General features: G+C 40.2%; 14 protein-coding genes and 1 pseudogene. 7 read left to right on the top strand and 8 right to left on the bottom strand.

Annotated features, from left to right (window positions below):
- The first annotated feature begins 20 nt into the window (after positions 1 to 20).
- From rpsA to BKK52_RS04270, 7 genes and pseudogenes are all read left to right on the top strand, one after another.
- Complete coding sequence (rpsA, locus tag BKK52_RS04300; protein WP_077419887.1) at positions 21 to 1,670, top strand: 30S ribosomal protein S1; 1,650 nt, start codon at positions 21 to 23, stop codon at positions 1,668 to 1,670.
- Between the two features lie 138 nt (positions 1,671 to 1,808).
- Positions 1,809 to 2,093 (top strand): integration host factor subunit beta, encoded by a 285-nt coding sequence (locus tag BKK52_RS04295; protein WP_077419886.1) that lies wholly within the window; start codon positions 1,809 to 1,811, stop codon positions 2,091 to 2,093.
- An 84-nt stretch (positions 2,094 to 2,177) separates the two neighbouring features.
- Positions 2,178 to 2,477: a LapA family protein gene (locus tag BKK52_RS04290; RefSeq protein ID WP_077416845.1), complete on the top strand. Its 300-nt coding sequence runs from the start codon at positions 2,178 to 2,180 to the stop codon at positions 2,475 to 2,477.
- Positions 2,477 to 3,658, top strand: coding sequence for a lipopolysaccharide assembly protein LapB (gene lapB / locus BKK52_RS04285; RefSeq protein WP_077478030.1), 1,182 nt, complete (start codon positions 2,477 to 2,479; stop codon positions 3,656 to 3,658). The genes BKK52_RS04290 and lapB overlap by 1 nt, the downstream gene beginning before the upstream one ends.
- Before the next feature lie 33 nt (positions 3,659 to 3,691).
- Positions 3,692 to 4,390, top strand: coding sequence for an orotidine-5'-phosphate decarboxylase (gene pyrF, locus BKK52_RS04280; protein ID WP_077419884.1), 699 nt, complete (start codon positions 3,692 to 3,694; stop codon positions 4,388 to 4,390).
- Positions 4,390 to 4,710, top strand: a complete 321-nt coding sequence (gene yciH, locus BKK52_RS04275) for a stress response translation initiation inhibitor YciH (protein ID WP_077419902.1) — start codon at positions 4,390 to 4,392, stop codon at positions 4,708 to 4,710. Before pyrF ends, yciH begins: the two co-directional genes overlap by 1 nt.
- A 542-nt stretch (positions 4,711 to 5,252) precedes the next feature.
- Positions 5,253 to 5,825 (top strand): annotated as a pseudogene (locus tag BKK52_RS04270) (IS1595 family transposase).
- 68 nt (positions 5,826 to 5,893) lie between these two features.
- Here BKK52_RS04270 and BKK52_RS04265 read toward each other — a convergent pair.
- From BKK52_RS04265 to BKK52_RS04230, 8 genes are all read right to left on the bottom strand, one after another.
- Positions 5,894 to 6,841, bottom strand: coding sequence for a ribose-phosphate pyrophosphokinase (locus BKK52_RS04265; RefSeq protein ID WP_077419883.1), 948 nt, complete (start codon positions 6,839 to 6,841; stop codon positions 5,894 to 5,896).
- 16 nt (positions 6,842 to 6,857) lie between these two features.
- Positions 6,858 to 7,775, bottom strand: coding sequence for a 4-(cytidine 5'-diphospho)-2-C-methyl-D-erythritol kinase (gene ispE / locus BKK52_RS04260; protein ID WP_077419882.1), 918 nt, complete (start codon positions 7,773 to 7,775; stop codon positions 6,858 to 6,860).
- On the bottom strand, positions 7,775 to 8,395 hold the full coding sequence (lolB, locus tag BKK52_RS04255) for a lipoprotein insertase outer membrane protein LolB (protein ID WP_077478027.1): 621 nt from the start codon (positions 8,393 to 8,395) through the stop codon (positions 7,775 to 7,777). The genes ispE and lolB overlap by 1 nt, the downstream gene beginning before the upstream one ends.
- Before the next feature lie 27 nt (positions 8,396 to 8,422).
- On the bottom strand, positions 8,423 to 9,712 hold the full coding sequence (locus tag BKK52_RS04250) for a multifunctional CCA addition/repair protein (protein WP_077478024.1): 1,290 nt from the start codon (positions 9,710 to 9,712) through the stop codon (positions 8,423 to 8,425).
- Between the two features lie 45 nt (positions 9,713 to 9,757).
- Complete coding sequence (locus BKK52_RS04245) at positions 9,758 to 10,387, bottom strand: TIGR04211 family SH3 domain-containing protein (protein WP_077473462.1); 630 nt, start codon at positions 10,385 to 10,387, stop codon at positions 9,758 to 9,760.
- An 88-nt stretch (positions 10,388 to 10,475) separates the two neighbouring features.
- On the bottom strand, positions 10,476 to 11,738 hold the full coding sequence (locus tag BKK52_RS04240) for an inorganic phosphate transporter (protein WP_077478023.1): 1,263 nt from the start codon (positions 11,736 to 11,738) through the stop codon (positions 10,476 to 10,478).
- Positions 11,739 to 11,763: 25 nt separating this feature from the next.
- Positions 11,764 to 12,444 (bottom strand): TIGR00153 family protein, encoded by a 681-nt coding sequence (locus BKK52_RS04235; protein WP_077478021.1) that lies wholly within the window; start codon positions 12,442 to 12,444, stop codon positions 11,764 to 11,766.
- A gap of 101 nt (positions 12,445 to 12,545) precedes the next feature.
- A complete protein-coding gene (locus BKK52_RS04230; protein WP_077419878.1) occupies positions 12,546 to 13,271 on the bottom strand; it encodes a DUF4184 family protein in 726 nt (241 codons plus the stop codon).
- Positions 13,272 to 13,383 lie beyond the last annotated feature (112 nt).

The following is a 13,383-nucleotide window of genomic DNA, read 5'->3' as shown; positions in this document are numbered from 1 at the left end:
TTTTAAAGAAGATTATTTATATGTCAGAATCTTTTGCTCAACTTTTTGAAGAATCATTAAAAGGCCTTGAAACCCGTCAAGGTTCAATCGTTAACGGTACTGTCGTCGCAATCCAAAAAGGTTTCGTCCTTGTTGATGCCGGTTTGAAATCTGAATCTGCAATTCCTGTGGCAGAATTTTTAAATGCACAGGGTGAGCTTGATATTCAAGTCGGTGATACGGTGAATGTTGCTTTAGATGCGGTGGAAGATGGTTTCGGTGAAACTAAACTTTCTCGTGAAAAAGCAGTACGCCACGAATCTTGGATTGAGTTAGAAAAAGCATACGAAGAAAAAGCGACCGTTATCGGTTTAATCAACGGTAAAGTGAAAGGCGGTTTCACAGTTGAGTTAAACGGTGTTCGTGCGTTCTTACCGGGTTCTTTAGTGGATACCCGTCCTGCTCGTGATGCGGATCACTTACTAGGTAAAGAATTAGAATTCAAAGTGATCAAATTAGATCAAAAACGTAACAACGTGGTCGTTTCCCGTCGTGCGGTGATTGAATCTGAAAACAGTCAAGAACGTGAGCAAGTGTTAGAAAACCTTGCAGAAGGTTCAGAAGTTAAAGGTATCGTTAAAAACTTAACAGACTACGGTGCATTCGTTGATTTAGGTGGCGTTGACGGTTTATTACATATCACGGATATGGCTTGGAAACGTGTTAAACACCCAAGTGAAATCGTGAATGTGGGTGATGAAGTCACTGTTAAAGTATTAAAATTCGATAAAGATCGTACCCGTGTTTCTTTAGGCTTAAAACAATTAGGTCAAGATCCTTGGGTGGCTATCGCTGAAAATCATCCGGTAAATAGCAAATTAACCGGTAAAGTGACAAACTTAACTGATTATGGCTGTTTCGTTGAGATCTTAGATGGTGTTGAAGGTTTAGTTCACGTTTCTGAAATGGATTGGACAAACAAAAATATTCATCCGTCTAAAGTGGTCAGCTTAGGTGATACTGTTGAAGTGATGGTGTTAGAGATTGATGAAGAACGTCGTCGTATCTCTTTAGGCTTAAAACAATGCAAACCAAATCCATGGACTCAATTTGCAGAAACCCACAATAAAGGTGATAAAGTAACCGGTAAAATCAAATCGATCACTGATTTCGGTATCTTCATCGGTCTTGAAGGTGGTATTGACGGTTTAGTTCATTTATCTGATATTTCTTGGAATGTGCCGGGCGATGAAGCTGTTCGTAACTACAAAAAAGGTGACGAAGTTTCTGCAGTCGTATTAGCGGTGGATGCGGTGAAAGAGCGTATCTCTTTAGGTATTAAACAGCTTGAAGAAGATCCATTCAATAACTTCATTGCTATCAACAAAAAAGGTGCAGTGGTATCTGCAACTGTTGTTGAAGCCGATGCTAAGGGTGCGAAAGTTGAGTTAGTTGGTGGCGCAGAAGGTTATATTCGTGCGGCAGATTTAACTGATGAAGTGGCAGTCGGTGATGTTGTTGAAGCAAAATATACCGGTGTTGATCGCAAAGCTCGTATCGTTCACTTATCAGTCAAAGCGAAAGATCAAGCTGAAGAAGCGGCAGCAGTAGCAAATGTGAATAACAAACAAGAAGAAGTGGCTATTCCAAATGCAATGGCTGAAGCCTTCAAAGCAGCTAAAGGTGAATAATTGATATTTTGTAGGCTGGGCAAGTCCCAGCCTTATTTTTTTAGGATCTATTGATAATTTATCCCTATTAAATAATGAATTATCAATAAATCTTATTGTTATAAATCAGCACATAAATAAAATTAAGGGAGAAACAGGATGACCAAATCTGAGCTTATTGAACGTTTATCCGTTAAGCATCCTTCTTTGTCTGTAAAAGAAGTTGAAGGAATAGTAAAAGATATTTTAGAACTTATCTCACAATCTCTTGAAGAGGCTAATCGTGTAGAGATTCGCGGATTTGGTAGCTTTTCTCTTCATTACCGCCAACCTCGTCTTGGGCGAAATCCTAAGACTGGGGATTCTGTGAAATTAGATGCAAAATGCGTACCTCATTTCAAAGCGGGGAAAGCGCTTAAAGAAAGGGTGGATGTATTTGCTTAGAAATAAATGAAATAACGACACTTAGGTGTCGTTTTTCATAGGAAACTTTGGCATAATTAGGAAAATTTTTTGAGGAATTTCATTATGATTAAATATATTTTGGGGTTTATTATCGTATTGGCTATTTTGATTGTAGCGATTACCGTTGGCGCAAATAATGATCAAATTATCACGTTTAATTATATTGTTGCCGAAAGTCAATTTCAGCTTTCAACATTAGTTGCTATTTTGTTTGGTTTCGGTTTGATTTTAGGTTGGTTTATTACCGGTTTTTTCTATTTAAAACTCAAACTCAAAAATATATCTCTTCATCGCCAAATTAAACGTCAAAACTTACAAATTAGTGAATTAACTTCTGTCCGTGAGAAAACTAAGGCTGACTAATGCTTGAATTACTCTTTCTGCTTTTGCCTATCGCAGCAGCCTATGGTTGGTATATGGGGCAGCGTAGTGCAAAGAAAGACCAGGAAGATATGAGTAATAAACTTTCCCGTGATTATGTCACGGGCGTTAATTTTTTACTCTCTAACCAAACTGATAAAGCCGTTGATTTGTTTTTGGATATGTTGCAGAAGCAAGAAACCGAAAACGAAATAGAAAGTCACTCCCAATTTGAAGCAGAGCTGACGCTTGGTAATTTATTTCGCTCTCGTGGTGAAGTTGATCGAGCCCTCCGAATCCATCAGGCATTAGATCGTAGTCCTAATTATTCTTTTGAACAAAAACTTCTAGCAAAACAACAACTTGCACGTGATTTTATGACAGTAGGTTTTTTTGATCGTGCAGAAAGTCTTTATATTTTATTAGTGGATGAACCTGAATTTGCAGAAAATGCGCTACAACAGCTTTTATTAATTTATCAAAAAACTAAAGAGTGGAAAAAAGCGGTTAATATTGCAGAAAAATTAGCAAAAATTAGACCACTCGAGAATAATGTTGAGCTGGCACAATGCTATTGCGAATATGCGGAAAGTTTAAGTGGGGAAAGTGCGGTTGAAAAACGTAACATTTTACAAAATGCACTTCGCATTTCCTCTCGTTGTGTGAGAGCGTCCATATTACTGGCTGAACTTGATATCCGTGAAAAAAACGACCTACAGGCGATTAATACATTAGAAAATGTACTGTATCAGAATTCCGATTATATTGGCGAGGTGCTATCTACCTTAAAATCTTGTTATAGCGCCTTAAATCAACAGGATAATTTTGAACTATTTTTAATTCGGGCAGAGCAAATCGTTAAAAATGATGAGGTGGATTTAGCCCTTGCAAAATTAATTGAAGAAAAAGATGGAAAATCGGCGGCGCAAGCTAAGCTTTATCAGCAATTAATAAAAAATCCAAGCACGCTGATTTTCTACCATTTTATTCAGTATCAAATTGATGATGCAGAAGAAGGGCGGGGAAAAGAAAGCCTGATTTTGCTTCATAAAATGGTTGGCGAACGTATTAAACAAAGTGCCGCTTATCGCTGTTCAAATTGCGGTTATCAGGTTCATAAACTCCTTTGGAATTGCCCATCTTGCCGCCATTGGGAAACGATAAAGCCATACCAATACAACTAGACATAATAAAGAAAGACACAGAGAGGTAAAGTGATGACAAACAAAGTGATTGTTGCCCTTGATTATGAAACGGAAGCCGAAGCCCTTGCGTTAGTCGATCAAATTGATCCAAGCTTATGCCGTTTGAAAGTCGGTAAAGAAATGTTTACCACATTAGGTACAAATTTCGTAAAACAACTCCATCAGCGTAATTTTGATGTTTTCCTTGATCTAAAATTTCATGATATTCCCAATACAGTGGCACGCGCCGTCCGTTCTGCAGCAGATTTAGGTGTATGGATGGTGGATGTTCATGCCAGTGGTGGCTTGAAAATGATGGAAGAGGCAAAAGAAATTCTTGAACCTTATGGGAAAGATGCCCCATTGTTAATTGCCGTCACCGTTTTAACCAGCATGGAAGATTTAGATTTACTTCAAATTGGTATTAATGCTTCCCCAATGGAGCAGGTTTTACGTCTTGCCCATTTAACGCAACGAGCAGGACTAGACGGTGTGGTTTGTTCACCTCAAGAAGTGGAAATTTTACGCAGCAGCTGTGGTGCGGATTTTAAATTAATCACCCCGGGCATTCGTCCAATTGGTGCAGATTTTGGTGATCAACGTCGAGTGATGACCCCGGCTGCCGCAATCCGTTCGGGTTCGGATTATCTGGTGATTGGACGGCCGATTACACAAGCGGAAAATCCGGCAGAGGTGCTTCGTTCTATCAATGCGTCTATTGCCCAATCATGATGTCTGATTCTGTTTTAGTGTATTCCACGGAAAGTGGACGAATTAAAGAAGAAAAACGGCAGTCATTAAAGCCAAAAGGCGATGGCATTGTGCGTATTCAACGCCAAACCAGTGGTCGAAAAGGAGCCGGGGTTTCGGTGATTAGCGGATTAGATTTAGCGGATGAAGAATTGAAAAAACTGGCCACTGAACTTAAAAAACGCTGTGGTACAGGAGGCGCGGTAAAAAGCGGTAATATTGAAATTCAAGGTGAAAAGCGAGATTTACTCAAACAATTGCTGGAAGAAAAAGGTTTCACCGTTAAATTTGTAGGCGGCTAAGAAAAGAAAAATCCATCTGATGATCTGCTCCCAAAAACTTGGATAAATATCCCTAAATTAAATATTGAGCTTTGTACCTGATATTTCATTCTTGGTTTATCTCTCAGAGTACCGCCCGATTATAGGCATTATCTATACTAGTTTTTGACAGTGTATTTGTATCAATAGTTGAAATTGTGTGATTCAAGCAGTCTTTTTCTACTTAATGTATTTCGACAATTAATGAGCAAAGAAATACTAGAGTTTTAAACCGATCCATTTCAGAACCTTATGGATGTATCGTTTAACTATGAACATCAAGTATTGAGCGTAAAATTCTACCACTTGATATTTTTATGTTAGTTTTCTTCAATGATTGAAACATGAAAAATGGTTTCATTTGAGGAAGAATAACGACCATTAAGCTAAAGCCTGTATAGTGAAGAGAGATAACCGGTAATTTAATTTGTTTACAGTGAAAAACAACTTTTTAGAGAAGTTAAGATTGCATCCATATTTCTTTTGGAGCTGTAGTAGATTAACAAGAATGCTACACTACAAAAATGAAGATAAGCCATTGTAAATTAAAGAAATCTATTCATCGAAAATTCCTTGAATATTTTGTCGCAGAAGTGACGGCAAGAACCGCCGTAGATTTGCTTGATGTTCAATCTAATACTGCCGCTCTGTTTTACCATAAAATCAGGCTCGTCATTGAATATTATCTTGCCCTCAAAGCTCATGAGATTTTTGAGGGAAAAATTGAGGTAGATGAAAGTTATTTTGGTGGTCATCGAAAAGGAAAAAGAGGGCGAGGTGCTGCAGGAAAAGTTGCTGTGTTTGGCTTGTTAAAACGGCAAGGAAAGTCTTTACGGTGATTGTTGAAAACACCAAATCCGAAACGCTAATACCGGTGATAACAAGGAAAGTCAAACCTGATAGGCAGGTTTTATACAGATACTTATCGTAGTTATGATACACTTGATGTGAGTGAATTTCACCACGAAAGAATCAACCATTCAGAGCTATTTGCAGTGAAGCAAAATCACATCAACAGTATTGAAAATTTTTGGAGTCAAGCGAAGAGAGTACTGAGAAAATACAATGGAATAAACCGAAAAAATTTCCCTTTATAAATGAGTCCCCCTTTTGGGGGGAGCTCAAAAACCTCTTAGATTTTCGACCGCTCTTTAGGAGAGGTAGGTTAGTTAAACATCGCTGAGATAGATTCTTCGTTGCTGATGCGGCGAATTGCCTCTGCAAGCATTGAAGAGAGGGTGAGAATACGTACTTTACCGAGGGCTTTCATTTCTGTGGAAAGTGGAATCGTATCGGTCACGACAATTTCATCAATAGCATCACTGGCGAGGTTTTTCGCAGCTGAGCCGGAAAAGACAGCATGTGTCGCATAGGCAAAGACCCGTTTCGCACCACGCTCTTTTAAGGCTTCTGCCGCTTTGCATAATGTGCCTCCGGTGTCGATCATATCATCGACAAGAATACAATCACGTCCTGCAACATCGCCAATAATGTGCATCACTTGAGCCACGTTGGCATGAGGACGACGTTTATCGATAATTGCCATGTCAGTATCGTTTAATAATTTGGCAACGGCACGGGCACGAACGACACCGCCGATATCCGGAGAAACCACAATAGGATTTTCAAGATCAGTTTTTTTCAAAATATCATGAATCAGAACAGGGGAACCGAATACGTTATCCACCGGTACATCAAAGAAACCTTGAATTTGTTCTGCGTGTAAATCGCAGGTGAGAACACGGTCAATGCCCACGGTAGAAAGCATATCTGCCACAACTTTAGCGGTGATAGGCACACGGGCTGAACGGACACGACGATCTTGACGCGCATAACCGAAATAAGGAATCACTGCGGTGATGCGCCCGGCGGAGGCTCGGCGTAAGGCATCCACCATGACGATTAATTCCATTAAATTATCATTGGTAGGGGCACAGGTTGACTGGATGATAAAGACATCTGCTCCCCGTACATTTTCATTGATTTGAACTTGAATTTCACCATCACTGAAACGACCAACAGTCGCATCGCCAAGAGAAATATATAAACGTTCTGAAATCCGTTTTGCAAGTTCAGGTGTGGCATTACCCGCGAAGAGTTTAATGTCTGGCATTTGTTATAACCTCAGGTTAAATTGTTGATGAGTTTGGGAGATTGTGGTGTTTCAGCAGTTGATGTAACGGGGAAACATTGAGTCCTTTCGCAACAAAACCGAATAATGCTTTGGGTTTTTGTTGAAAACATGCTTGAGCATCAGCCTCATTATCAAATTCAGCAAATACGCAAGCACCGGTTCCGGTTAATCTTGCCGGTGCATATTGTAGCAACCAGTTCAGGGCATTTTCAACGTCGGAATAGTGATTTAACACAATTTTTTGGCAATCGTTTTCGTAGGGCGAATGAAGTAACTTATCTAGCGGTCTTTTCGGGGTGTGACGGGGGAGCGCCGGATCATTAAAAATCACCGCCGTAGAAATTGCACTTTCCGGTTTGAGCACGACAAACCATTTTTCCTGCGGATGGCAATAAGTGATTTTTTCACCCACACCTTCGGCAAAAGCCGCATGACCATGTATAAAAATCGGTACATCAGCCCCCAATTCCAAGCCGATTTCTGCGAGTTCATCAAGGGACAAATTCGCTCCCCAAAGCACATTTAAAACAACCAAGGTGGTAGCCGCATTGGAAGAACCGCCGCCGACACCGCCTCCCATAGGAAGAATTTTGTCTAAATGTAGGTTTGCCCCTTGGGTGATATTGGCTTTTTGTTGTAATAATTTTGCAGCCCGATAAATTAAATTATCTTCTGTTTTTAGATTCGGTATTTCAGGGGTGATGATAATCTGATTATCATGTGTGCGGACATCAATTTCCAGCCAATCGCCAAAATCAAGAAATTGGAAAAGGGTTTGTAATTCGTGATAGCCATTTGGCAATCTTCCGTTGATATAAAGGAATAAATTCAGTTTCGCAGGGCTTGGAAAACGGCGGGGTTTTCCAAGTTCGGAAGGCGAGGAAAGTGCGGTCGAAAATTGATAGGTTTTCATTAAAATGCCCACTCATCCACACGGATTTTTAGGGTTTGGGCGGTATTTTGATTTTTCAATAAGATATTTTCCGGCATCGCATTTTCTGCATGATAAGTTAAATAATCGGCTGTCCAAATAGAACCCTCAAGAGGATAACTGAAGGTGCCAAGTAAATGATTTATTCCCACTTTATAATCAGAATTGACGGCAGGTTGTCCTTTTAACCAATAAGCAAGATGCTCTAAGGGAATATCCATACCGATCATTTCTTGAAGTAATAATTTTGTATTGCGTGCCGATTGTCGATTACCGTTGTTATCTGAAATTGTCATTCCCTGTGGTTGCATTTCAATCAATAAAGTGGCTTTACTGATAAGTGAATAGAGTTTAAGGCGGTAGGATTGTGGATTTTGATATTGCCATTCAAAGCGGCTGGAAAAGCGTTCTTTCGGGCTAATGTAACCAATTTGCCCTTTGGCTTGATATTGCTGAATTTTTTCGATTTTTTGTAAGTGCTGTTGCCAAGCGGCATCGGTTTTCTCAAGATATTGCACATTGGTTGGACGCTCTGTATCGAAGGTACAGGCACTTAGGATCGTTGCAATAAAAAGTGCGGTTAAAAATTTTAATGATTTCATAGGTGATATTTCGCCAAAAAATTGCGGCTATTTTAAGCGCTCATCGCTATTTAGTAAAGCCTGTTCTCCTTGTCTTTGGTAGGCTTTTTTCATCTCACTGATAGCCTGTGTTCTGCGGCGGTTTAATTCTTCCCGAATGTTTTGTTTTTCAAATCCTTCTGCAATAATTTGTTGCACATCTACGCTTTCTGCGGCTTTTAGTAGTGCGTTGATGTAATCCCGTTGTGGGTATTCACGCTGCTCAAAACCACTTCTACCTCGGGTATCGGCAAGGCAAACTAAAAGAAATTCTTGGAACCGTTGTGGTTTACGCCAGGCATCAAAACGGTTAAACAGTTTCATCACAGTTTCCGGACGAAGCTCAAAGGCCTTATGAATATGAGTGTGGTATTCACAGGTGAGTTCGGCAAGTTCTTGGTAATAGCTTGGCACTTTTAACCGTTTAGAGAGTGTACGGGTCGGTTTAATGCCTGCTTGTTCATGTCCATAATGATGAGGCAGAATTTCTTTTGGTGTGAGGGCTTTGCCAAGATCGTGGCAAATGGCCGCAAAACGCACCGCACTTTTGTTGAGTTGAAGTTTGTTTTCGGTGAGTTTTACTGCCTGCTTCAACACTAGCATCGTATGTACAAAACTATCAATTTCCGGGTGATGTTGTGTAGGATTTGGCACGCCATACAAAGCATCAAGTTCAGGAAAAAGGATTTTTAAGGCGCCAATTTGACGTAATACTTCAAAATAAATTTCAGGGTGTTTTTCATTAAGGGCTTTTTCCGTTTCAAGCCATACCCGTTCTGCCGTGAGATGTGAGAGTTCGCCACTTTGCACCAGATTTTCCATTAATTGGAGGGTTTCCAGTGCGATATGAAAGCCTAAATGATGAAAACGGGCAGCAAAACGGGCAACCCGTAGAACCCGCAAGGGATCTTCTGCAAATGCAGGGGAAATATGGCGTAAAATTCGCTTATCTAAATCCTGCTTGCCCTGATAGGGATCAAAAAGATGGCCTTGTTTATCCTGCGCCATGGCATTGATGGTGAGATCCCGACGGATAAGATCTTCTTCTAGTGTGATATTTTCTGAAAAATCACAGAGAAATCCGGTATAGCCCTTGCCGGATTTTCGTTCTGTTCTTGCCAAGGCATATTCTTCTTTGGTTTGGGGATTGAGAAAAACAGGAAAATCTTTGCCCACCTGTTGATAGCCTTGTGCTAATAATTGTTCCGGTGTCGCCCCCACGATCACCCAATCTCGATCTTTTACAGGCAAACCGAGGAGCCGGTCACGCACGGCTCCCCCTACTAAATAGATTTCCATGGATTTTCCTTAAAAAGAACACCGAACGGAGTTCGGTGCTATCGATTATGCCCAACCATCACGACGTTTACGTCTTGGTAAAATATGCGGAATAATTAACCCGAGTAATAAGCCTACGCCCAGTACGGAACCGCCATAAATAAACCATTGAATGGCAATTTCACGCTTGCCCACATCCAGCATCGCTTCTAAATCCCGATTTTTGTTTTTAACGATCTCTAACTCACGTTTAAGCTGAGAATTTTGTTCTAATAATTCACTGCTTTGTTGTTCTGATTGTTTGGTACGGCGTTGCATTTCCACCGTCCGTTGTTGCCAGTCACTGTCTAAATGATTGAGCTTTAAGGTTAATTCTTGAATTTGTGCTTTTAATTTTGGGTTTTCGAGTTTACTACTTGGGCTATTACTGAGTTCGGAAGATAAAATCCAAGCCTCACGGTTTTTGCTATCACGAATAAGGCTGTATTTACCTTGTCTATCCAATACGTTAACCTGTTCTCCTGATTGAATAGCGCCTGCAATTTTAAATTGATCACCGGCACCACGGCGAAGGTAAGTATTCAGATTTTCTGTCACATATTGGGTTTCAGCATAGGCGGAATTTATTGTAGAACCGAGCAAAATGCTAGGGAGTAAAAATCGCGTTAATGTTAATATTGAAGAGATTTTTGGCATAGCTATCCTTTAAAATGATTTTAAGTCACTTGATACAGACCTTAATTGAGAAAGAAAGTGCGGTCAAATTTAACCGCACTTTTTTTAATTAGTGAAAAATTGCCCGTAAAATGTAGAAAATTACGATAGCAAAAAACGCACCGGCCGGGAGGGTGACGACCCATGAGCTGATGATATTGCGGATGACCGTTAAATTTAAGGCGGCAATACCACGTGCAAAACCGATACCCAAAATTGCCCCAACAAGCGTCTGTGTAGTGGAGATCGGTAAACCTGTACCGGAAGCGACGACCACAGTCATTGCGGTAGCAAATTGAGCAGCGAAACCACGGCTTGGCGTTAAATCGGTAATACCCGATCCTACTGTCGCCATTACTTTTTGCCCCATGGTGATCAATCCAACTGCAATGCCTAACGCACCTAATGGTAAAATCCACCAAGCTAATGTGCCGCCTGAAACAATTTTGCCGCCTTCATCAACAATGGAAACCACGGCGGAAAGTGGACCAATCGCATTGGCTACATCGTTAGAACCGTGTGCGAATGCCATAGCACAGGCGGTTAAAAGCATTAAAATACTGAACACTTTTTCTACTGCACCAAATGTACCTTTTGTCGCAGATTGCTCAAAGGTTTTGCTGCGGAAATAGAAACGGAAGAAGATCATTCCGACAAGGCTGATTGCCAATGAAATCGCTAGCGTTTCGTTGGTGGAAAGATGTAACCCGACGTGTTTTAAGCCTTTTGTCATAGTGACGATGCAAAGCACAAAAATGGTCACCCCCATGTAGTAAGGTCCGTATTTTTGTGCATTTTTGAGAGGTTGGTCGGTGTCAAAAATAAGCTTTTGCGTGCTGGCAAAAATGGCATAAGCCAAAATTCCGGCAACCACAGGGGTAACAAACCAACTTCCTACAATGCTACCGATTGTTGACCAATCCACCGAACCGGGGCCGATGGTGACACAAGCAAAGCCAATAATTGCACCGATAATGGTATGTGTACCGGAAACCGGCCAGCCCATTTTTGTGGCGATAAACAACCAAACACCAGAAGCAAAAAGTGCGGAAATCATTCCCAGAGCGAGAATTTCCGGTGTATTGACAAATTGCATTGGATCAATGACGCCGCTCTTAATGGTTTCTGTAACTTCGCCACCGGCAAGATACGCCCCGGCAGATTCAAAAATTAATGCGATGATAATCGCTTGTTTTGCGGTAATTGTGCCTGAACCTACAGAGGTTCCCATTGAATTTGAGACATCATTAGCGCCAATACCAAAAGCCATAAAAAAACCAAACACAGCAGTGATCAACACCAACCATGTACCATATTGATTAATTATTTCCATAGTATTTTTCCTATGTATATAAGTTTTATGAACGCGCTAACATTAATTCAATACGTGAACCGACACGCTGTGCTTGATCGGCAAGAACACCCACCCATTCAATGATTTTATACAAGAACATCACATCAATCGGGTTGTAACGGCTTTCAATGGTGTAAAGCATTTTACGCAGTTTAATTTGCATTTGATCCGTATCATCTTCAATGCTGTCCAATTCTTGAATCATATTGTTTACTAATTGTAGCTCACGGCCTTTAAAGCCGGTTTCCAATAATTTATCCATTTCTTCAATCACAAAATGGGCTTGATGAATAGAATCCAAACTACGGCGAACATAATTCAAAAAATCTTCCTGCATTTCTTCAGGGATACCAAATTGGCGACCAATCATCCGACCGGCAATATCTTTGGCAAAGTTGGCGAGTTTATCTTGTTGGGTCACCAATTCCAGTAAATCGGTACGGTCGATAGGTAAGAATAAACCGCGTGGCAATTTCAAACGAATTTCACGTTTGAGACTATCCGCTTCACGCTCGCGTTGGGAGATTTCTAAACGAACATTCTCCGCACTTTCCCAATCCTTTGAGAAGGTTTTTTCAAAAAAAGGAATTAAAAGATCGCAACATTCCGTCACTTTGTCGGAGTGTTTTTGCAAAGGTTTTAAAGGCGAGTGGGCAAATAATCCAAGGATATTATTCATTGCCATATCTCATTACTCCATATAAGGGGTTGAAATTCGTGCGCATATTACCTGATTTTTATTTGAAATAGAATTGATTTTATAAATAGCAATCATCGGTTTATGGATTACTCTTTCGACTTAGGTAGGCAAATTTCAAATAGCCCGACCAAACATATCGTAAGACAAAGGCAATCTATTGTCCGAACAATCAAAATACCGTGTTGTTTTAACTGTATCGGCAGAATAAAATTCCAACATAGAAAGGCTAAACCCGATAGTCCTAGAACCATAACCCAAAAGCGTTGTTTTTGTTTGATGCTTTTGGTTTGTGGGTAAGGGTAGCGTTTTGCCATGGTGCGAAGGTAAATTCCCATCGCGATTAACCCGATTGCGCTGCTACCATATTGAAGCCATTTATAAATTGGGAAGTAAATTTCTTTTTGTAAAAAAGGAAAAGTTTGCACGAAATATCCGGTGCCATGGGTGAAATTATCCAAGAAAATATGTGAAACCATGCCGAACCAAGCGGAAAACAAGAATATCATTAGCTGTTTCCAATAAGGTAAAGGTGCAGTATCTGGGAGTTTGTATGACAAACTACATGGTAAATTCGCCCAAAGAGGTGTTTTTAATAAGGTAAGATAAATATAATAAAAAATGAAACAAAGGGGTAAATTCAACCATTCACTATAAAAAATAGTATGCCCACCATCAGTCGGTTTACCCGATAAATAATAGATAAAATCAGGCGACATTGAGCCTAAAATAAGGGCGGGAAAGTAAAAATAGTGCTGAAAAGAGCGACCGGATAAAGGCAAAATAATTGCAGGATGGGCGAGGGTAAAGGGCATGAGGATTCCTAATGATCATTCTTTATTTTTTATTTTCTGAGGGATACAATCAATTAAACGACAGCGTTCAACTTTGCCTATATTTAAATAATCAAGCATATTTTGTTCTATC

This window comes from Rodentibacter trehalosifermentans (assembly GCF_002000545.1).
In the GTDB taxonomy this organism is placed as follows: Bacteria; Pseudomonadota; Gammaproteobacteria; order Enterobacterales; family Pasteurellaceae; genus Rodentibacter; species Rodentibacter trehalosifermentans.
This window is presented reverse-complemented; position numbering and strand designations above follow the sequence as displayed.